17 protein-coding genes are annotated in these 20228 nt (G+C 48.5%); 3 read left to right on the top strand and 14 right to left on the bottom strand.

Annotated elements, in window-relative coordinates:
• Nucleotides 1–97: 97 nt before the first annotated feature.
• Nucleotides 98–1216 carry a PdaC/SigV domain-containing protein gene (locus tag ASF12_RS32705; protein ID WP_056043720.1) on the bottom strand — a complete coding sequence of 373 codons (1119 nt, stop codon included), beginning with the start codon at nucleotides 1214–1216 and terminating at the stop codon, nucleotides 98–100.
• Nucleotides 1217–1340: 124 nt separating this feature from the next.
• Nucleotides 1341–2768 (bottom strand): aldehyde dehydrogenase family protein, encoded by a 1428-nt coding sequence (locus tag ASF12_RS32700; RefSeq protein WP_056043717.1) that lies wholly within the window; start codon nucleotides 2766–2768, stop codon nucleotides 1341–1343.
• A 241-nt stretch (nucleotides 2769–3009) separates the two neighbouring features.
• Between ASF12_RS32700 and ASF12_RS32695 the strand changes: the two genes are divergently transcribed.
• Complete coding sequence (locus ASF12_RS32695; protein ID WP_056043715.1) at nucleotides 3010–4248, top strand: MFS transporter; 1239 nt, start codon at nucleotides 3010–3012, stop codon at nucleotides 4246–4248.
• Nucleotides 4249–4332: 84 nt separating this feature from the next.
• Here ASF12_RS32695 and ASF12_RS32690 read toward each other — a convergent pair whose 3' ends face one another.
• The 6 genes from ASF12_RS32690 to ASF12_RS32665 all read right to left on the bottom strand — a co-directional run bounded on the left by ASF12_RS32690 (nucleotide 4333) and on the right by ASF12_RS32665 (nucleotide 12753).
• The gene (locus ASF12_RS32690) at nucleotides 4333–5346 is read right to left on the bottom strand and encodes an endo-1,4-beta-xylanase (RefSeq protein WP_056043712.1); all 1014 of its coding nucleotides are present in this window, start codon (nucleotides 5344–5346) and stop codon (nucleotides 4333–4335) included.
• A gap of 16 nt (nucleotides 5347–5362) precedes the next feature.
• Entirely contained in the window at nucleotides 5363–6286 is a 924-nt protein-coding gene (locus ASF12_RS32685) for a carbohydrate ABC transporter permease (protein WP_056043709.1), read from the bottom strand.
• Nucleotides 6287–6306: 20 nt separating this feature from the next.
• Nucleotides 6307–7254: an ABC transporter permease gene (locus tag ASF12_RS32680; protein WP_235533361.1), complete on the bottom strand. Its 948-nt coding sequence runs from the start codon at nucleotides 7252–7254 to the stop codon at nucleotides 6307–6309.
• Between the two features lie 50 nt (nucleotides 7255–7304).
• Nucleotides 7305–9008: an ABC transporter substrate-binding protein gene (locus tag ASF12_RS32675; protein ID WP_056043703.1), complete on the bottom strand. Its 1704-nt coding sequence runs from the start codon at nucleotides 9006–9008 to the stop codon at nucleotides 7305–7307.
• Nucleotides 9009–9330: 322 nt separating this feature from the next.
• The gene (locus tag ASF12_RS32670) at nucleotides 9331–11058 is read right to left on the bottom strand and encodes a sensor histidine kinase (RefSeq protein ID WP_056043701.1); all 1728 of its coding nucleotides are present in this window, start codon (nucleotides 11056–11058) and stop codon (nucleotides 9331–9333) included.
• 21 nt (nucleotides 11059–11079) lie between these two features.
• Complete coding sequence (locus ASF12_RS32665; protein WP_056043698.1) at nucleotides 11080–12753, bottom strand: response regulator transcription factor; 1674 nt, start codon at nucleotides 12751–12753, stop codon at nucleotides 11080–11082.
• A 396-nt stretch (nucleotides 12754–13149) separates the two neighbouring features.
• On the opposite strand from ASF12_RS32665, the gene ASF12_RS32660 reads away from it, so the two are divergent.
• Entirely contained in the window at nucleotides 13150–13467 is a 318-nt protein-coding gene (locus ASF12_RS32660) for a hypothetical protein (protein ID WP_056043695.1), read from the top strand.
• 88 nt (nucleotides 13468–13555) lie between these two features.
• Here the strand turns inward: ASF12_RS32660 and ASF12_RS32655 are convergent, their stop codons facing one another.
• Nucleotides 13556–13783, bottom strand: coding sequence for a hypothetical protein (locus ASF12_RS32655; RefSeq protein WP_200931695.1), 228 nt, complete (start codon nucleotides 13781–13783; stop codon nucleotides 13556–13558).
• A 138-nt stretch (nucleotides 13784–13921) separates the two neighbouring features.
• Between ASF12_RS32655 and ASF12_RS32650 the strand changes: the two genes are divergently transcribed.
• Nucleotides 13922–14974, top strand: a complete 1053-nt coding sequence (locus ASF12_RS32650; protein ID WP_056043692.1) for a Gfo/Idh/MocA family protein — start codon at nucleotides 13922–13924, stop codon at nucleotides 14972–14974.
• A 22-nt stretch (nucleotides 14975–14996) separates the two neighbouring features.
• Here the strand turns inward: ASF12_RS32650 and ASF12_RS32645 are convergent, their stop codons facing one another.
• From ASF12_RS32645 to ASF12_RS32625, 5 genes are all read right to left on the bottom strand, one after another.
• Complete coding sequence (locus ASF12_RS32645) at nucleotides 14997–15800, bottom strand: histidinol-phosphatase HisJ family protein (RefSeq protein WP_056043689.1); 804 nt, start codon at nucleotides 15798–15800, stop codon at nucleotides 14997–14999.
• Nucleotides 15801–15818: 18 nt separating this feature from the next.
• Nucleotides 15819–16934, bottom strand: a complete 1116-nt coding sequence (locus ASF12_RS32640; RefSeq protein WP_056043685.1) for an ABC transporter ATP-binding protein — start codon at nucleotides 16932–16934, stop codon at nucleotides 15819–15821.
• Entirely contained in the window at nucleotides 16931–17761 is an 831-nt protein-coding gene (locus ASF12_RS32635) for a carbohydrate ABC transporter permease (protein ID WP_056043681.1), read from the bottom strand. The genes ASF12_RS32640 and ASF12_RS32635 overlap by 4 nt, the downstream gene beginning before the upstream one ends.
• A 9-nt stretch (nucleotides 17762–17770) precedes the next feature.
• On the bottom strand, nucleotides 17771–18709 hold the full coding sequence (locus tag ASF12_RS32630; protein ID WP_056043678.1) for a carbohydrate ABC transporter permease: 939 nt from the start codon (nucleotides 18707–18709) through the stop codon (nucleotides 17771–17773).
• An 82-nt stretch (nucleotides 18710–18791) separates the two neighbouring features.
• Nucleotides 18792–20171 (bottom strand): ABC transporter substrate-binding protein, encoded by a 1380-nt coding sequence (locus ASF12_RS32625; RefSeq protein ID WP_056043676.1) that lies wholly within the window; start codon nucleotides 20169–20171, stop codon nucleotides 18792–18794.
• Nucleotides 20172–20228 lie beyond the last annotated feature (57 nt).

Below are 20228 nucleotides of genomic sequence, written 5' to 3'. Positions count from 1 at the left end.
ATTATACAGTAGGGAGACAAGCTTTCATACAAAAAAATATTCCGCCAGTCCTTGACAGAACTGGCGGAATACAGATTAAGCAATCCAAATTCTACTCTTACTCAAACGCCTCAAATGGCGTCACAAACTCCGGCATGCCCTCGGCATAAGACGTATACTCGTACTGCTCGAAAGCGATGGCGATTCCCTCATGCTTTAAGTAGAAGGAACGATTCGATTTAATGCCATCGAACGGTGCAATTAGCGGCAGCTTGCGTTCTTTAATTTGCTTGTTGATCGAAGCATTAATAATGGATAAGTATTTCGAATTGTAATCGGCAGCTTCCTTTAGCGTCAGCAGCTCGCCGTTATTGAGATCAAATGTATAAGGCACGCGGAAGGTCATCCCATGCGCTCCGCCCAGGTAGGAGTAATAATCCACATACAGGCTGAGGCGCCCCTGTTCATTATAGGTCACGTTAAATACGCCCTCGAAGGTCACCTTGGGAAACGTTGTACCCGGATTTTTCTTGATGTACGATGCATTTGTGGCCGTTGCTTTAGTAAGATCCTTCTGACCGGCTGCCGCATAGGACTCCGCTTCCTGCTTCAAAAACGTATTAATTTTCCCCTCAACCGTTTTATCCTTAAGGTCTTCAATAACCGGATAATTGACGAGCAGCGTTTGCTTGTCGTTATTTTCCTGAATCGAGCCCAGCGCAACCGTAAGCTCATTTTCCTCAATCGTTTGAATGACTACGGTCTTGCTGCCTTTCTCATAGGAAATGCCATAGCCCATCCGCTCCAGCAAGAAGCGCAGCGGCACATAAGCCGAGCCTTTATAAATAAGGGCCGAATCGCCGTATGTCTTCTGACCATTAATCACATAGCTGCCATCCTCCGGATTCGCCGTTAGCTTGCGGCCTCTTCCATCGAGTGTAATCGTCCGGCTATTCACATTCCACGTAATATCCAGGCCCAGCTTCTCATTGAGCGAGCGAATGCCAATATAGGTGCTGCCGTTAATGTTAATTGTCGGGATGGAATATTTGTAGTCGTCAATGATAAACGGTTGCGGGACGACGCGATAAGTTTGCACAGCCGTTGCCGCTGCTGCCTTCTCAATTGCAGGAAAACCAAATGCTGCAGGCGATGCGCCTACTATAAGGCTCGCTGCCAAAATCGAAGCAAGGGTACGTTTGTAGGTCATATTTTTAAAAGGATTCATATTCATCATTCATCTTCCTCTCCGTGAATTCATTATCATTGTAGACGCATATACCACCCTATAAGTTACAAACTGGCTAATAAAAATAGGGCTTAGGCGCGGAGCGACGAATCGCTCCGCTACTTGTTCCGGGCTACTTGTTCCGATTCACAATAACGAGCTTCATCTCCAGCATTTCTTCCACCGCATATTTAATGCCCTCGCGTCCTGTGCCGCTGAGCTTCACGCCGCCATAAGGCATTTGATCGACGCGAAACGTAGGAATATCGTTGATCAGCACGCCGCCCACATGCAGCGCATCCGCCGCATCAAGCGCTTTGCCAATATTTTGCGTGAAAATGCCTGCTTGCAGGCCGTAATCGGAGGCGTTCACCTGCTGAATGCCTTCCTCGATGCTGCTGATTTTATTGATCAGCACGATTGGCGCAAACACCTCCTTGCAGGAAACCTTCGCTTCCGCTGGCACATGAAGCAGCACGGTCGGCTGCATAACGCCTTGCTCGTCGACTCGGCCGCCAATAGCTAGCTCGGCGCCTAGCTGAACCGCTTCCTCCACCCAATCTATCGCCCGCTTCGTCGCGGTTTCCGAGATAAGCGAGGATACATCCGTATGCTCGCTCAGCGGATCACCTGTCCGCAGCGCTGCAGCTAATGCGATAAACTTGCTGACAAAGGCTTCATACAGCTCGTCCACTACAAAAATCCGCTGCAAGGATATGCAAATTTGCCCCTGATACGAGTAGGCCCCGGTTACGCACCGTGCCGCGACAGCATCGACGTCACTGTCCTTGTCAATTATGACAGCGGAATTCGAGCCCAGCTCCAGCGTCACCCGCTTCAGTCCCGCCTGCTTGCGAATGCCTATACCGACCTCTGGGCTGCCGGTGAACGTAATCATCTTCACGCGGGCATCCTGCACCAGCTTCTCGCCAAGCAGCTTGCCGTCTCCACTAATAACATTGAGCGCTCCCGGCGGCAGGCCAGCCTCCTCGAACAGCTTGGCAATGAAATAAGCGGACAGCGGCGTCTGCGGAGCAGGCTTCAGCACGACGGTGTTGCCTGCCGCAAGTGCGGGTCCCACTTTATGGGCGACCAGATTCAGCGGAAAATTAAACGGCGTAATCGCGCCAATAACACCAAGTGGCTCGCGCAGCGTATAGGCAAGCCGTCCTTCGCCACCTGGAGCAGCATCAAGGGGCACCATCTCGCCATGAATACGCTTCGCTTCTTCCGCCGCAAATTGATACGTTTGCACGGTCCGATCCACCTCGGCGCGAGCTGTCCTGATCGGCTTTGCCGCCTCCATAGCTACTATGCGCGCTGCTTCTTCCTTGCGTTCCTGCAAGAGCGACGCCACCTTGGCCAAAATTTCCGCCCGGCGGTAGGCGGGCAGCTTCCGCATAACCGCTGCCGCTTCCAGCGCCGCCTCAATCGCTTGATCGGCCTGCTCGATTGTTGCGCTCGCTACCTCAGCAATTACCTCGCCTGAATAAGGCGAGCGTAATGAATCGTACTGCTGTGCAGCTGCTTCCTGACCATTTACATATAAGTTTTGCTTCATTGCAGCTCGTCCTTCCTCTCCCAAAAACATACCTGTTTAACTAGCCCTATGTAACTATTTATAACCATAATTCGGGCCATTGAAGCGAAATCCCTTCTAGCATACCTGATTCAAGCTTCCTGTACATTCATATCCTTATACTTTCATAAAGGCCGATGAAAAAGCTTATATTGAAATCAAGCGGGTGAGTCTATACAATGAGCAGGTACCAAATTTACTTCCCTTAAGGTGGCTATTGCAAATGTTCAACCGACTTCGTACCGTTAACAAAAATTATGCGCTGCAGCTCGCAGCTATTTTCATCGGCTTTATTGTGTTCGGCATTTCTGAAAATGTAAAAGGACCCGCGATTCCCCGGATCCAATACGATTTCGCCCTTGATGAACAGCAGCTTGGCTCCTTGCTGTCGCTAAACGCGCTCGGTTATATGCTCGCCTGCTCATTTACCGCTTTTCTGACACGCAAGTTCGGCGTCAAGCTGGTCACGCTGGTTGCATTCGGCTCGATGGTTCTCTCAGGCGTACTTATTTTCTTTTCCAAAAGCTATTCTTTCTTCGGGGCATCCTATTTCCTCATGTATATTGGCAACGGCATGCTGGAAATTGCGCTAGCGGTCATCGGGGCGCGCATCTTCGTGCGCAATGTCGGAACGATGATGAATTTATCCCATTTTTTCTATGGGCTCAGCTCAACCGTTGCCCCGATGATTGCCTCAGGCCTTATTACAGTGAGCGTCTACGGCCATGTTTTGGATTGGCGCGGCATGTATCTTATTATGCTGTCGCTCTGTCTCATTCCGATGATACCGACGCTGCTGAGCAAATTTCCCGGCGATGATCCAGCAGATGGGCCGCGCTCTGGCTTCCGGGAGCTGATGCGTGATCCGGCATTGTGGCTGCTGGCGCTCATTCTCACCTTCGGCGTCGTCGCAGAGCTTGCGGTAGGCGGCTGGCTGGTCAATTTTCTGGAGAAGGCTTACGCTTGGAAAAATGTTTCCGCAGCCGGCATGCTGTCCGCCTTCTTCCTCTGCTTCTCTGGGGCAAGGCTGCTGCTCGGCCCGCTTACGGACAAAATCGGCTTTAACTTGTCGCTGCTGCTCTTCGCCGGCGTATCATCGATCTGTACGTTTATCGCGGTGTTAGGCGGCGAATCGCTGGCGTTTCTGTTCGCCGCCGCCGGAATCGGCATTGCTCCGATTTATCCGACCGTTATGGCCTTCATCGCCAAGCGCTATCCGCGCGGCAGCGAATCCGCCATTACTTTTACGGTCACGATCATGGGCATCGGCAGCGTTATTTTCAACTATTTGATAGGCGCAGTTACCCAGCTGGTGAAAAATAGTTACGGCGCCGAGACGAAAATCGGCCTGCTGCGCGGACTTCAAGCCGGCTACGGCTTCATCGGCCTCTGCCTGCTCTTATGCGCGATAACCGGCGTTTTCCTCTACCGTTATTTAGCGGCGCGCAAAGAGCTAATCTAGCAGCCTGTCCGCCTGCTTAAAACGGCCTGACCCATTCGCGGGGCGCAAGTCTGAGCTCCGTGAATCGTCAGGCCGTTTTTCCTGTTACCAGCTTGCTATTTTCCAGAAGGCGGGCTTTGGCTGATGCTGCTCATCGAGAACAAATGGCCAATTTTTCCTGCCTCTCACCGGAAAGTTATCCAGCCACGTATAATCATCCGCCGCTCCCCAAAATGTTACCGATGTCAGTACCTCTTTATATTGCCTGAATAAACGAAAAACCTCCTCATATCGCTCTGCCTGCCGCTCCAGCATTTCGGCAGTCGGCTCGCGCAAGTCGGTGCGCTGGTCCTCGAAAGCAAATACGGACATATCCAGCTCCGTCATTTGCAGCTTCAATCCAAGCTCCGCATAACGCTCAATCGCCGAGCGAATATCGTCCAGGCTTGGATCATGCACATTCCAATGCCCCTGAAGCCCGATGCCGTGAATCGGTACGCCCTGATCCAGCAGCGACCGTACGAGCCGAATGATTTTGTCGCGTTTTTCGGGGAAGCATTCGTTATAATCATTGTAAAAAAGCAGCGCGGATGGGTCAGCCTCATGGGCAAACTCAAATGCTTTAGCGATATAATCCTCGCCGATGATTCGCAAATAGCTCGAATCCCGCAGCCACACGCCGCTTTTATCCTCGATGGCTTCATTCACCACATCCCAGGCGTAAATTTGCCCCTTGTAGCGGCCTACAACTGCGGCAATATGCGCCTTCATCCGGGCAAGCAACGTTTCACGGTTGGCAGAAGGCTCGCCATTCGCCCCGGCAAACAGCCAATCCGGCGTCTGATTATGCCAGACGAGCGTATGCCCGCGCAGCTTCATGCCATGCTCCTTTGCGAAGCTGGCGATTTCATCCGCCGCCTCGAAGGTATAGAGATGCTCCTGCGGATGCAGCAGCTCAAATTTCATTTCATTTTCTGCCGTCACACTGTTGAAATGGGCGGCCAGCACCTGCTGCTGCGTCTTAATCGTTCTTCGATTGACGGCAGCGCCAATATCAAAATAATCGCCGTATTGTGCGGCAAGCCCCGGAATTGCATTTTCCTCTTTTCTATCGCTCATATCCCATCCTCCTCCACTAGCCCTTCACACCGCCGACCGTCATGCCCTTCACAAAATATTTTTGCAAAAACGGATATACCATAATGATCGGTACGCTCGCTATAATCGTCATCGTAGCTCTAATCGAGGTAGGCGTGACAGACGTCACCCCGCTCTGGCCGGAAGCGAACTGGTCGGCTGCGGTCGATGAGGTGGCCGCCGTATTCGACGTCTGCAATATTTTCATCAGCTCATACTGCAGCGTACTCAGCTCAATTCGCGAGGAATTGTACAAAAATACGTCAAACCAGGAATTCCACTGTCCAACCGCCACGAACAGCGATACCGTTGCAAGCGCTGGTACAGTAAGGGGCAAAACGACGCGCATAAACGTCGTAAACTCGCCCGCTCCATCGATTTTCGCCGATTCCAGTATGCCGTCCGGCAGCCCTTCAATAAACGAACGTATAACGATCATATTAAATACGCCGATGATGCCGGGAATAATATAGACCCAGAACGAATTGATCAGGTGCAGCTCCTTAATTAATAGATAGCCGGGGATGAGGCCACCGCTGAAATACATGGTGAAGATAAAGGCGACCGTGACAAATTTGCGCAGCACAAAGCTTTGGCGGCTGACCGTATACGCCAGCATGGCGGTGCAGAACACCGACACTATAGTGCCCACGATCGTCCGCAGTGCCGAAATCGTCGTCGCATAATAAATCGAGGCCTCATTAAAAATGTATTTATAGTTGTCCAGCGTCCACAGCCTCGGCCATAAATAAATATTGCCGCGAATCGAATCATTCGCATCGTTAAACGACAGCGCGAACATATTGATAAAGGGATACAGCGTAACGATCATTAAGCCGACCATAAACACAATATTGCATAAATCGAACAGCTTATCCGGCCAATTATAAAATTTGCTCCGCGCCAAACGCCCTTCCTTCATAGCGATTCCTCCCTGCTTTGTTAAAATAGTCTGCTCTCGCCAAGCCGTTTCGCAATTCCGTTAGCAGACAAGAGGAAGATGAAGCTGACGGCGGTTTTGAATATGCCCGCGGCGGTCGCCAGCGAATAGTTGCCCATATCCATCCCGTATTTCAATACGAATATATCAAGGTTATCCGAGTATTCGACCGTCATCCCATTGCCCAGCAAATATTGCGGCTCGAAGCCCGACTCCAAAATATGCCCTAAATTCATAATGAGCAAAATGACGATGACCGATTTCAGGCCCGGCAGCGTAATATATCCGATGCGCTGGAAGCGGTTTGCACCATCAATTTCAGCCGCTTCATATTGTGCAGGATCAATCGTTGTAATGGCCGCGAGATAAATAATCGTGTTCCACCCGACATTTTTCCACACTTCCGCCGATCCGATAATGCCCCAGAAATACTCGCCCTTGCCAAGCCATAGTATTGGCTGATCGATAATATGCAATTTGACGAGCAAAATATTAATAATGCCCTCCGGCGAAAGCGCCGAGGATACAATGCTGGCCGCAACGACCCACGATATAAAATGAGGCAAATAGCTGATCGTCTGCACGACCCGCTTGAACAAAATATGGCGCAGCTCATTGAGCAATATCGCCAGCGTTATCGCCGTTAGAAAGCCGAAAACCAAATTAATCGTACTCATGACGATTGTATTGCGCAGCACCTGATAAAACGTATCGTCCTGAAATAAAAACTTAAAGTTTTTCCAGCCTACCCATTCCTGGTCAAACAGCCCCTTAGCCGGGCGGAATTTCTGGAATGCGATCGTCCAGCCCCATAGCGGCACATATTTAAATAACACCAGCCATAGCAAAAAAGGGACGGACATCGCCACTAGAACCTTTTGCTGCAGCAGCTTTTTGAAAAAAAAGGGCAGGCGCGAGCGCCTAAGCGCTCGCCCCTCATCGGTTGAAATAGCTGGCTGTGTCTGCTTCTCCACCTGAAAATTCTCCTCTCTCTAACCGTCTACCAATTGCCTGCTACGCGCTCCTTGACGATATTCGTTATAAAGGACTCATAGCTTGCGGAATCCAGCTTGCTAAATTCAGCCGTATATTCGCTCCAGATGGAATCGAATTGCGCCGGATCAGCGAGCACGAGCTTAGGCAAATATTTTTTCGCGATATCGCTGCTCTTCTGTTCAAAAATCTGCTCCGGCGTGCCTTGGCCTTTATTAATGCTCCAAGCGGGGTACCACGGCCGTTCATCCGGCTTCGCAAACATTTCAGCAAACGTCTTGACGCCATAGGCATCCAAAATCGCCTTATCCCCGTCCGTATAGCCTGCATAAGCGACCTCCGGCTGATTGCCTACCGCATAGGAGTTGCCATCCGCCAGCAGGGAGTTATTGCCGTAACGCGGCCAATTGTATTGGAAGTAGGACCAACCGAACTCGCGAGTGAACTCCGTGTCATTGCGCTCGCTGATTTGCTGTTCGTTCATAATAAAACGCCCGTTTGCATCGACGCTGTAATTTTGGTCTTTGATGCCCCATTGCACGAGAATTTGATTTTCTTCCTTGAGCATATTGTCAAAGTATTGGATAATGCGGACCGGGTCCTTCGCATTTACCGAGATGCCAATACCGCGGTTGTTGACGAAGGCAGGCGGATCGACATATTGATCCTTCGTATTTTGATCGAATACGATTGGTAGCGGCGTATAGCGCTTCTCGTCAATGCCCGCTTTTTTCAAATTGTTCGTTGCATCTCCAACCTGCCAGCCGTAGTTGAAATAACCGAGCACACGGCCGGAGGTCAGCTTCGCCAAATATTGATCCTTGTTTGCGGTGAACGATTCAGGGTCGAACAGCCCCTCGGCATTTACCTCATTCAGCTTCTGAATCCAGCGTTTCTCGTATTCGCTTGCTTGATAGGTTTTCGCTTCATGCGTATTCATATCAACGAGCACGCCGCCATCGTTCGGATAACCGGCCAGATGCATCGAAGGGTTTGTAAGGGTAAAGAAGTTGTCAGCTACGCCTGCAAAAATAACGAAGCCCACCGTATCCTTGCCATCCACTTGCGGATGCTTCTCCTGATACTGCTTGATCAGGTCAAAATATTCATCCAGCGTCTTAATTTTCGGATAGCCGAATTCCTTCAAGACCGAGCGCTGCATCCAAAATGCGCCTTGGCTAATGCCCGGGTCGCCAATGTAGCCTTGGTCCGCGGAAAAAGGAAGATGATAGATTTTGCCGTCTGCTTGCTTAAATTTATCCATGTAAGGTCCATATACGCGTTTAATATTAGGGCCGTATTTTTCGATTAAATCATCCAGCGGAATGAAGGCGCCGGCATCCATCAGCTTATCAATTTCGCCATCTGGCACGATCACATCAGGATAGTCGCCGCTGGCGATCATAACGCCGGATTTCGTTTTTACGTCACCGACGATAAACTCCATTTTGAAATCAACGCCAGTCTGCTTTTGCAGCTCCTTGCCGATGACCGTATCGCTTGCGAGCGTATCCTTGTTAGCCGCAAAGCCGTAATACGTGAAGGTGACGGGCTCCTGCTCGCCCGCTGCTTCCGAGGAGGAGGCCGGACTGCTTGACGCATTGCCAGCATTTCCAGCATTGCCTGAATTGCCGCTGTTGCTGCTGCATCCGATCAATGCGACAGATAGCGTCGCTGCCAGTCCCATTGTCCAAAGCTTCTTTTTGACCATATTGGTATGACCCCTTTCAATCTATTGGTTTGTTTTTTGTAAGCACTTTCATTGTAAAACGTGGAAAGAGGCTGCGTTACCCTAAAAACTTTAGCTTTTACTGTGAAAACTATAGGTCGGGGGAACATTGGGGCTGCGCTGCGCGAAAGGTTTGGGTTCCGATCGCCATTCCGCCTGAAATTTTTCAATTGGGACCGCTCAAGCGGTTAAATTTCAGGCGCAAAAGCGAACGCTATCGCTTCTCCACCCAAACCTTTCACATCCGCTTCACCCCTTGTTCACCCTCCCTTAGTGGGATGGACAAGAGGGCGGGGCGTCCCTGCTACGCGCCCTTGTCCATTACCGGGAGGCGGAGCTCTATGGTGGTGCCGGAGCCGAATTCGCTGCGGAGGGTGAAATCGAAGGCGTCTTTATAGCAGAGCTTGAGCCGGGTGTATACATTTTTCATCCCTACGTTGTCGCCCATCGCCCCGTCCTCCTGCAAATATTGCATCAGCTCGCTCAGCTTGTCCTCCGGCATGCCCATACCATTGTCCGTTAGACGGAACAAAATCCGGCCATCCTCGTAACCAATATGCAGTCCAATGAGACCGATGCCCGGCGAGCTCTCAACGCCATGAATGCTGGCATTTTCGACAAAGGGAAGAAAGCTCATTTTAGGAATCGTATGCTCGTATACCGCGTCCTCGACCGTCAATTGATATTGCAGCTTGTCGCCGAAACGGTATTTCTGAATATCCAGAAAACATTCAATCAGCTCCAGCTCCTCGCGAACCGATACCCAGCTGCGCTTCCATATAATCGACTTGCGGAATATTTTGGCCATCGAATGGATCGTCCGCGCCGTCTCCGTTTCCCCCTTCATTAAGCTGCGCATACGGATCGTCTCCAGCGCATTAAAGAGAAAATGCGGGTTGATCTGGCTGTGAAGGGCATGAAGCTGCGCTTGCCGCTGGCGGATTTCCAAATCCTTTTTCTGAATATCCGCCATATAGACGTCGTTGATTAAATTATCGATCCGCATCGTCATTCGGTTGAATTCGCCCGTCAATTGCCCGATCTCATCGCGCGACTCCTCGAACGGAATCGTCTCGAAATGCTGGTTTTTCACCTTCTTCATATGCCTTAAAATGCGGACCAGTCTTACGTGGATAGATCGAGAAATGGCGGCAATAATCAAAGACGGAACGACAATGTTAATGCTCGCCAACAATAAAATGAAGGTGCCCGACTTGCGTACCTCCTGCAAAATAACCTTCTCGTCCATGACGCCATACAGCCGCCAGCCGTTTAAATAATTGTTGTTCGCATACGGCTTATCGAAAGCGATCGACTTTTCCGGCATCGCCATCTGCTCAAGCCGCAGCGTCCCAGCCTCCCAGTCTGCCCCCGCCTCATTCGTATAATGAATCATCCCGTTGGCGCTTACGAAATACATGCTCCCTTCAAAACCGATTCCGGCAAACAGCTGCCTGAAGGTCGCCATATTCAAATCGCTTTTGATCAGGCTGTTGTATCTCCCGTCTCCGCTATTATTCAAACGCTGTATAAGGCTGATCGTATCTCCGCTATGAATGAGGACGGGATACGAAGCGCTCGTTTGCTTGAACTGGTTATACCAGTCGGCATCGAGAGCTGTATTGTCGAGCGGCAAAATCTGCCCCGAGGCAAGCACCGTCGGATTATCCGTATAAATAACTGTCGAGCTAATCGTAGAGTAGGCTTGCTCCGACTTCATAAACACGCTTTTCATATCCGTAAACGCTTCTACATATTCCAGCTTCGATGTGTACGTGTGATCCAAATGCCCGTTCAGCAGCGGATCGATATAATATAAATAGGAGATGCCCGCCGCCTCATCAATGACGGATCGCACCTCCCGCTGTAATTGCTCCAAAACCATGTCCGCATCGCGCGTCTTCTGGTTTTTGATGTTGTTTGTGGTCACGTTGTAGAAGATGACGTTCGTCAGTACGATCGGAATAAACACCGAGCATATGTACATAACAAGCAGCTTATCCCGCAATTTCAATTGATTTAATAGATGCATCCACCTGCCGCCTCCATCCGTTTAGGTTTTGTCAAACAGGCCGTTGCGATAGTCGGTTGGAGTAACCTTCTCCAGCTTTTCAAACTGGGTGACAAAATAGTCCGAATTCTGGAAGCCAACCATCTCTGCCACCTCATACATGCGCATATCGGTTTGCCGCAGCAGCTTCTTCGCTTCCCTGACCCGAATGCTGAGCAAATATTCGTTAAAATAGACGCCATAGGTTTTGCGGAACAGCTGCCCCAAATAAACGGAATTCATATAAAACTTTCCTGCCAGCCCCTTTAGGCTAATATTTTCGTTGTAATGGGCTTCAATGTATTTCTTAACCTTCTCGATGCCGCCTTTGGATTGGTCGCTGCGAAGCAAAGCGATGTAGGCAGCTGCCTCGTTCGTAAAAGCGAGAAACAGCTGCTTCAAATCGCATAAGCGTGTGCCCTGCTGCTGCCAATTCATCATAGCGGGAAGCTGCTTCAGCTGCTTTTCATCCCCATTCATTTTGCGAATAATATTAATGATGCCGATGAGGAAGCGGACCATCGCATTCGATACGGCATCAGGAGCAAAACGTTTCTCGCGAAACGCCTGAAACAGGAGGTCGATGTCAGCGGCATATTGCTCCGGTTTATTTTCCTCCACCTTCTCAATCACTCTGCTGTACAATGCTGCCTCCATATCAAAATAATACAGCGGCGTTCCCTGTACACGGCTCGCATGCACAATAACTTGGTCCGCTTCAGCAAATTTATAGGCCATCGCTTCATTCGCTCCGCGGTAGGACTCTTTAATATGCTGCAGCCGCTCAACTGGATTGCCTACATACAAAGTGACCGGATGCCCTAACTGATTTTCCAAGGTGCTGTGCAAGAGGCGAAAAATATAATGCCCATCGGAATCGTCCGCCAGCAAGCTGTTCATATGCAGCAGGCAGCCATACAGCCCCGTTTGCTGCTCATAGGTGAATATGGCTGGTGATTCGTGCTTTTTGTCCGTTGATTGGTTGGATTGGTTGGATTGGCTAAATTGGATATGGCGAATAGCCGCCTGGCAAGCGGCTGTGAAGGCTTTCGGCGTCGTATCAGTGGTGCCCGCCATGTGGACTCTCGATTCTATTGCCGTTTCTGATGCTGCTTCTGTTGCCTTGGGTGCCGTACCTGTATGCAGTTCAGCCAGCACATAAACATACGTGCCAACCTCCTCTAGCTCAAGGGCTGAACATAGCGTCTTCATATCCTCTTCTTTAAAGCTCCCCTTAATCAACGTTTCAAAAATCGAGTCGGCAGCCAGCTTATCGCCCGTCAAGCTCGCAATACGCTTAAGGGCGAGCGTTCCGGTCAGCTTCTTCAGCGTCGCCGTAAGCTCGCCCTCATCAATAGGCTTTAATATATAGTCATGAACCCCATAGCGCAGCGCCTGCTGGGCGTAATGAAAATCGTGAACGCCGCTTACAATAATGAAGGCCGGACATTCCTGTTCCTTTTCCGAAGCTGCACGAATCAATTCCAGGCCATCCAGCATCGGCATACGTATGTCTGCCATCACGACATCCGGATTAAGCCGCTTCATCTGCTCCAGCGCATCCATGCCATTTTCAGCCTCGCCGCAAATTTTATAGCCCAAGGCTTCCCAGTCCATTAAATTCATCAGCCCTCTACGGACAAACATTTCATCATCCACCAGCAGCACCTTATACATTCGGCTTCCTCCCTTGTTCCTAGTGAAACTCTATAATTCGCAGATGTTGCTTCGGATTCCTTTATTATGCAAAAAAATAACTGAAAAAATGGCAGATACATTTCAGATACCGCTATAAAGAAAGCGTTTACAATTTATTATAAGAGCGGGGCTTTTACTTTTTCACCCCACAATGTTTAGGATTTACTTAGAAGATTAAAGGACTTTTTTGGAGCAGGACAAACTCACTTTCTTCTAAAGCACGTATTATAAACGACAACAACAAAGCTATCACCTTTCCTGTCCCTCAAATGCTGAGCAGAAGCCTATTTTTCGTATTTTTCAAAAAAAAGGTTGATTAACCAACAAAACCGAGTATAATACTTGGTATATAACTTAAGCGGGGAGATAACGGACATGACAGTAGAAGCGTACACTCAGATTTGGATCAATGACCATTTGGATTTAATCAATTATGCTATGCAAATCGGGGATCAGGAATGGCAAGCTGAGCTTGTAGCTGCTTTGCAGGAAATGAATGTACCGAGCTACCCTTCGGAAGAAGTCGTTAAGGAGCTATTATGGCGCCAGTATGATGAGGTGCTTCGGCAAATGCTGGCCATTTATGAGCAGCTGCGCAATAGCGCATTTAAAGGGGATTTAAATATAGAGAAACAGCTGTGGAGCCTGAAGCTTAGAAGAGTTAATCTAGCAAAACAAATCAAGCAAGCCTAGCGATTAGACAGTTATTTGGGCTGAAAATAAAAAAGGCAAGCAGTTGTCTGCTATGCCGCTAACTTTTATAAGGACCGACCAGCGAGGCTTAGGCCATCATTTCCTTTTTGTCGCGCATCATAGCCATCATACCAGTCATCATTTCGTCGCACTCTTGCATCTTGGACATCATCATGTCGCTGTCCATCATTTCTTTGCTGTCCATGGAATCCATCATCATTTTCATACATTTCATCTTGCACATCATTTCTTCCATACACATCATCATCATCATGTTTGTCGTCATTATTTTCACCTCCACTTTCAAATTCATCATTTATTTTCCTCCCTAATCATAAACCAACTCCCACAAAATAACAAGCTTTTATAGTTGATTTATAATTACATACTGTGTTATATTTATATGTTACTATTCTCATTAGACTTATAGGGATTGTTTTAAAGGAGAGGAATCATGCTAAAACCTGTACCTTTCGGCATCATCGGATTTGGCTGGAGAGCGGAAGCGTATTTGCGGATTGCCAAGCAGCTGCCGCATTTATTTCAAATAGTCGGTATCGTGGTCAGAGATCCGGCAAAATATGAGCATGCTGCTGAGCAATGGGGCGTGACCCTTTATTCAACGCCGCAGGAGCTGGCCAAGCATTGTGAATTTCTTGTGGCAGCCGTCTCGAAAACTTCCATGCCCCACGTCCTGAAGGAAGCGGCGTTACTGGACATTCCACTGCTGGCCGAAACGCCTCCGGCTTTCAACGACGAAGGCTATCAGCTCGTTTCCTCGCTCATCCAATCCGGCGCCCGTATCCAAATCGCCGAGCAATACCTTTTGCAGCCGCATCATCAAGCCAGAACCGCTCTGATTCAATCGGGAAGCCTGGGAGAAGTACGCCACGTACAAGTATCGACGGCACATGGCTATCACGGCATCAGTTTAATTAGACAGTGGCTTTCCGTCACGGATTCCAGCTGCCAAATCGTTTCGCGACGTTTTGAACTCCCCATTCAAGAAGTGCCCCATCGAGGACGAGCCGCGCAAGACCGGCTGGAGACCGAGATTCAGGATATTTCCATTATTACTTTCGGAGATGGGAAAAGTGCCGTTCTTGATTTCGCACGCTCTCAATATTTTTCGCCAATACGACACAATCGCATACTAATACGCGGCTCTAAAGGGGAAATCCGGGATAATGAGGTAACCCGAGGATTAGGTGCCAATAGCTATGAAGACGTAACGATTAGAAGAATGCAAGACGGCTTGGAGGGCAGCCTTGCTCCGCTTTCGCTTCGGGAATTGCGGGCAGGATCAGAGTGCGTTTTTCGCAATCCGTACTACCCTGCCCAGCTATCCGATGAGGAAATTGCGATTGCCGAAGTTTTGACTCGCATGACGGCATATATAGCAAGCGGAGAAAGCTTTTATTCACTATCCGAGGCTTTAATCGATGTTCGTCTATCCCTGGCTATTGATGAGTCGATTGCTACCGGCCATGCGGTAAATGTGCTGTAGTTAGCTTGTTCACTTTCAGAAGCTAAATAGACACCGAATAAGGCACTCTGCCCTTAAATTGCACAACCTCTCGAATGTCATGGCTTTGCAGCAGCTCGATCGCTTCTGCGAAGCCTTGCTCTAAATGCCCCACCTGATGGGCATCTGAGCCAATGGACACCGCTCTGCCTCCTAAATCCACATACATGTCCAGAATATACGGATGCGGATGAATCCAGCCTTGGCGATACAGTCCGGTTGTGTTCAGCTCCAGCACCTTTTGCTTTTCAATGATCAGCGTTAAAATATCGTACAAAATAGGCTTGCAAGCCGCTATATCTTGTTCCTCAACCGGATAGGTCGTATATCTCGCTACATAATCCAAATGGGCAACGATATCGAAATTGTCCATCTGGTCGACAGCCTCTCTTACATGGCTAAAATAATGCTTAAGCCTTTGCTGAATCGGCAGATCATGATAGGCTTTTTCAGAAAAATCAAGGGTGCCGTCGTTATGCGCCGAAAGCAGAATGACGTCAAACTGTTGCTGAGCCAAATAGTCGTTTATGACGTCTTTATAATCGCTCCGATAGCCGACCTCAATGCCTTTGCGAATTTCCATCTTATAACGCTGTGTCAGCTCTTCCGCTTCTTGCTTGTAGCTCTTCCAATCAATGAGAACATTCTGTTTGAAATATTTGCAATCATACTCTAAATGGTCTGTCGTTACGACAGCCGGCTTTCCCAGCGCAAGCGCATATCGCACAAGCTCCTCCAGCGTGGAGCTGGAGTCTGGCGAATAGGAGGAATGCACATGCTGATCAATTAAAAGATTAGGTATTGTCATCCTTTTCTCCTTCTCATTCTACTGAAACTGCAATAGATTGCGCCCTTCATCTGTCATATCGAACAAATGGATTTTATCCGGCCTTATATCAATTGAGACCGTCTCGCGCTCCTTTAACCGCTTCTCGTTATCGGTCAGCAGACGAATCATCATATCGGACTGGCCAGCCCGATCCGTCATTTTAACGAGCTGCCCGCTGCCTAAATGCTCAATCAGATCAATTTCGAGTCTAATCGATGTCTCACTCGGCTGCTCGGGGATGAACAGATCATGCGGACGTATGCCCAGCTTGACCGCCTTGCCAATATGCTGTGCCTCCAGCCTGCGCGACTGAGGGATTTCCAGCTCGAACAGCTCCGTCTTTACCCACTGCCGATCCTCTCTTTGCTCCACTATGCCATCAATCAAGTTCATAGGCGGATTGCCTAGAAAGCTTGCGACGAACAGGTTATACGGATGATTGAACAGCTCGCTGGGAGGCGCATATTGCTGAATTTTCCCGCCGTTAAGAATCGCTACCCGATCAGAGATGGCCAAAGCTTCCTCTTGGTCATGCGTGACAATAATAGTCGTTACGCCTAATTTGCGTTGGATTTTTCGGATTTCATCCCGTACATCCAATTTCAATCGCGCATCCAAGTTGGACATCGGCTCATCCAGCAGCAAAATTTCCGGGTCCTTGGACAGCGCGCGCGCCATGGCGACACGCTGCTGCTGTCCGCCTGACAGCTGCGACGGCTTGCGATCGAGCAGATGATCGATTTGCAATATTTTGCTCGTCTGCAAAGCACGGTCGTAGGCGTCCTTCTTGGCCATTTTTCGCTCGCGAAGCGGAAACGCAATATTGTCTCGAACCGTCAAATGAGGATACAGCGCATAGGATTGGAACACCATTCCGATATTTCGATCCTTCGGCTCCACATGATTGACTAGCTTATCCTTAAAATAAATTTCCCCGGAGGTTGGCTTGAGCAGCCCAGCCAGCATCATTAGCGTAGTCGTCTTTCCACAGCCTGAAGGGCCTAGCAGCGCGACAAATTCGCCCTTTGCGATTTCGAGATTCAATCCGTCAACCGCACGGCCTCCATTTTGCTTGCCATCATAGTTTTTCACAATATTTACAAGAGAAATCATACCTGCTTTGCTCCTCCCAAATTCACCTTCAGGAATATTTTCTGGGTAAAAATATAAAACACGATTAGCGGAATCGTATAAAACAAACCAATCGCTGTAATTAATCCATAGTTCATAATGACATTTTCCTTCGTTACGAGCCGCGACAGATAGCCGGCAAGCGTCAGCATATTGTCATCGAATATAAACAGCTTGAACAGAAACCATTCGCCGTAGGCGCCTAAAAAGGCAAAAACAGCAATTGCCCCGATGCCCGGCAATACGTAGGGAACGAGCACCTTCGTAAGCGCTCGAAATCTCGAGCATCCATCTACCATCGCCGCCCATTCCAAATCCCACGGCACCTCATCGAAGAAACCTTTCATAATATACACTCTGCCTGGCAAGGAGCCCGTTATAGCAACGAGGATAACGCCTAAGTAAGTATTTACTAGATCCATTTGAACCAATATGAAAAACGTAGCGATAATGAGCGTGATGCCCGGAAAGGAGCGCATAAGAAACAGAAACTTCATGGCGGCCAGCTTTCCTTTGAAATCGAGCCGAGAGAACGCATACGCAGCAGGCACAGCAATGCCGATTTCAATCAATACAATAAGAAACGAATAAACTAATGTATTTAGAACAATGGGCCAAATCGCTGGCAGACGGACGCCCGCATACTCGACAGGCTCCTTAACAAAATTGAAGTTTTCAAGCGAAAATTGGCCCGTCGTGCCATTAAAGGTGGCTGCAAGAAAATACCATATAATCATGCCGATAATAGGCATCGTGAAGAGCAGCAGATACGTGTGTACGAGCAGCTTTTTTACTATCGTTGTCGACATATTTGCCTCCTAATCCTCAATCCGTGATGGCTTTATCATTTCATCAAAATCAAACAGCCTCAGCAGCCATAATGTCAAAATAAGCGAGATCAACACAACCAAAAGCGAAAGAGCGGCGCCGTAGCCATAATATTTTAAATGAAAGGCCTGCTGGTACGCATATAGAGATAACGTCGTCGTGTCGCGCATAGGTCCGCCATTAGTCAGCAGCAGGATGAAGAAATAGGAGGACACAAAGCCAATAAGATCGGATATCGTAATATACATTAACGGCCATTTCAAAGATGGAAGGATGATTTTAGTGATGACCGATTTTTCACTTGCTCCATCTACTTTCGCAGCCTTATACAAATCTTCAGGTATCGAGCTGATTGCAGCAGATAATAAAATCATGCCTCCTGAAGTTGTAGATACAATCGTAGCAATGATCACAATAGCCATAGCGATTTTCGTAAACCATGAGACAGGATCACTGTCTGGCTGGAATAAGAGCAGAAATTTATTGATCAGCCCACCCTCCGTGGGATCAAATAAATATTTCCAGAACGTTACATATACAACTGCCGGAATAATGCTCGGAATTAACCATAGGACACGATAAATGACTGCCGTCAATTTGCCCTTTAAGAAGTACTGGGTTGCGATCGATATAAACAAACCAAAAAACAAAGAGAACACGAGCGTAATCACGGCAAATATAACGGTATTCCATAAAATTTGCGGCATGCTGTAATCGGAAAATATGTGCTTGAAGTTATCAAAACCAACAAAGTTGATTTTCATGGATGCATTTAAATCGGTAAAGGACATTATAATGGTCGCAATAGCCGGGAGAATAAAAAAGACCAGCACCAGCAGAGCAAAGGGCATAATGAATAAATAGGGGTACACTTTCTTGGCAAAAGGTTTCTTGTAAGCTGTCTTGGCTGAAGTTACCGGGATCTCCATAATGAGATCTGCACCTGCTTCCTATAAGCAAAATAGATGGAAAGGTGCTCCTGTCATCAGAGCACCTTTCCTTGTATCATCGTTATTCTACAATGAGACTGTCCGCTGGCACGTTTTGCTTGACATCCTTTTGGAATAACTCAAACGCCTGTGCGGCGGTTTGCCCTTTCGTCAGAATGGCATCAATGCCAAGCGTAAAGGATTTCATATAGACCGCATAATCCATTTGGGCTGGGCGCGTTTTCGTAAATTCGATTAAATAAGCATGATCTTTGTAGAAGCTCATTTGCTGGAAGCGGGCATCCTCCTGCGCTGCTGCTGTTACAGGCAGCTTGCCGCTCTTAAGCGTATGATTAACCTGCAGGTCCGGATCCAGCACATGCTCAATCAATTTTTGAACATAAGGCATCTTCTCATCATCCACAGTAGGTCCCACATAGATCATCGCGGGGTTGCTGTAGGATACAGGTTTTCCTCCCTGCTCGACCGACGGAACCGGAATCCAGATTGCATTTTCCTTAAACCATGCTTCATAGCCAGCCAAGTCCTCTTCCATGCCAAGTTGTGTACGCATCACTTGATAAAATTCAGTACGGGCAAATTCAGCAAACAATTCGCCTTTAATGAACAGCTCGGCAGCCTTGTCCGTATCAATCTCAGCAATTCCCTCCGTAACGACGCCGCGCTGCTTCGCGTCCTGCCAAAACTCATAAACCTTCTGCGTATTTTTCGACAGTACCATCTTGTTCTGTTCCGCACTATAATTGAAGTTGCCGAATGTATAATTCCAGCCTTCAAACCTTGTATCCTCAACGCCAAAGCCTACTTTAACCAGCTTTTGCTTAACAGCCGCATCTGCAAGATCCACAAGCTCACTGAATGTGAAGGTTCCAGCATCAACGCGAGCCTTCAGCTCATCGATTTGCGTCGTTGTCCAGCCTAAGCCTTCCAGCGCTTTGCGGCTAATGAATACGGGAGAAGCATCCATATCTTGAATGACGCCATAGTAATGGTCCTCGTATTTCATCATGTTGTTGTAGGACTCCGGCATATTTTTGAACACGTCTGAAGTCCCCACCCAGTCCACATCACGGATGAGTCCGGCGTTCAGCTGCCAGCCAATATCCACGCTGGAGTTAATAAATACATCTGCTACCTTATTCGCCTGTGCCTGCAAAATCAGCTCATCATCGCCAATACCAGGCCACCAATCTATTTTCACCTGCACGTTTTCCGACTTTAATTGTTCGTTCAAGCGCTTTTCTGCTTCTATGAAGTTGTCCTTCCGTGCTCCCCATGTGTTCTCGCGTACCGAAATAACGACCTCTTTCATTTTCGCCCCATTGCTGGAAGTCTCTGTGCCGTTATTTGCAGCAGCTCCAGAGTTTGAGCCTGTGCCACATCCAGCTAACAATGCGGTACTAGCCATTACACTAACTAATCCAAGTGCAAGCCTCTTCATGCTTTTAAACCCTCCTCGTTGTCCAGTTATCACTGGCTTAACTAAACTATAAAGGAG

The organism is Paenibacillus sp. Leaf72, from assembly GCF_001422685.1.
In the GTDB taxonomy this organism is placed as follows: domain Bacteria; phylum Bacillota; class Bacilli; order Paenibacillales; family Paenibacillaceae; genus Pristimantibacillus.
This window is presented reverse-complemented; position numbering and strand designations above follow the sequence as displayed.

Bases quoted from the DNA above. Each gene is read 5' to 3' on its own strand.
- ASF12_RS32665 (WP_056043698.1), bottom strand. From the start codon at position 12,753: ATGTATAAGGTGCTGCTGGTGGATGATGAAATGTTTGTCCGTAGAGGG.
- ASF12_RS32705 (WP_056043720.1), bottom strand. From the start codon at position 1,216: ATGATGAATATGAATCCTTTTAAAAATATGACCTACAAACGTACCCTT.
- ASF12_RS32675 (WP_056043703.1), bottom strand. From the start codon at position 9,008: ATGGTCAAAAAGAAGCTTTGGACAATGGGACTGGCAGCGACGCTATCT.
- ASF12_RS32655 (WP_200931695.1), bottom strand. From the start codon at position 13,783: ATGATGAATTTGAAAGTGGAGGTGAAAATAATGACGACAAACATGATG.
- ASF12_RS32670 (WP_056043701.1), bottom strand. From the start codon at position 11,058: ATGCATCTATTAAATCAATTGAAATTGCGGGATAAGCTGCTTGTTATG.
- ASF12_RS32635 (WP_056043681.1), bottom strand. From the start codon at position 17,761: ATGTCGACAACGATAGTAAAAAAGCTGCTCGTACACACGTATCTGCTG.
- ASF12_RS32625 (WP_056043676.1), bottom strand. From the start codon at position 20,171: ATGAAGAGGCTTGCACTTGGATTAGTTAGTGTAATGGCTAGTACCGCA.
- ASF12_RS32690 (WP_056043712.1), bottom strand. From the start codon at position 5,346: ATGAGCGATAGAAAAGAGGAAAATGCAATTCCGGGGCTTGCCGCACAA.
- ASF12_RS32685 (WP_056043709.1), bottom strand. From the start codon at position 6,286: ATGAAGGAAGGGCGTTTGGCGCGGAGCAAATTTTATAATTGGCCGGAT.
- ASF12_RS32640 (WP_056043685.1), bottom strand. From the start codon at position 16,934: ATGATTTCTCTTGTAAATATTGTGAAAAACTATGATGGCAAGCAAAAT.
- ASF12_RS32660 (WP_056043695.1), top strand. From the start codon at position 13,150: ATGACAGTAGAAGCGTACACTCAGATTTGGATCAATGACCATTTGGAT.
- ASF12_RS32700 (WP_056043717.1), bottom strand. From the start codon at position 2,768: ATGAAGCAAAACTTATATGTAAATGGTCAGGAAGCAGCTGCACAGCAG.
- ASF12_RS32650 (WP_056043692.1), top strand. From the start codon at position 13,922: ATGCTAAAACCTGTACCTTTCGGCATCATCGGATTTGGCTGGAGAGCG.
- ASF12_RS32630 (WP_056043678.1), bottom strand. From the start codon at position 18,709: ATGGAGATCCCGGTAACTTCAGCCAAGACAGCTTACAAGAAACCTTTT.
- ASF12_RS32695 (WP_056043715.1), top strand. From the start codon at position 3,010: ATGTTCAACCGACTTCGTACCGTTAACAAAAATTATGCGCTGCAGCTC.
- ASF12_RS32645 (WP_056043689.1), bottom strand. From the start codon at position 15,800: ATGACAATACCTAATCTTTTAATTGATCAGCATGTGCATTCCTCCTAT.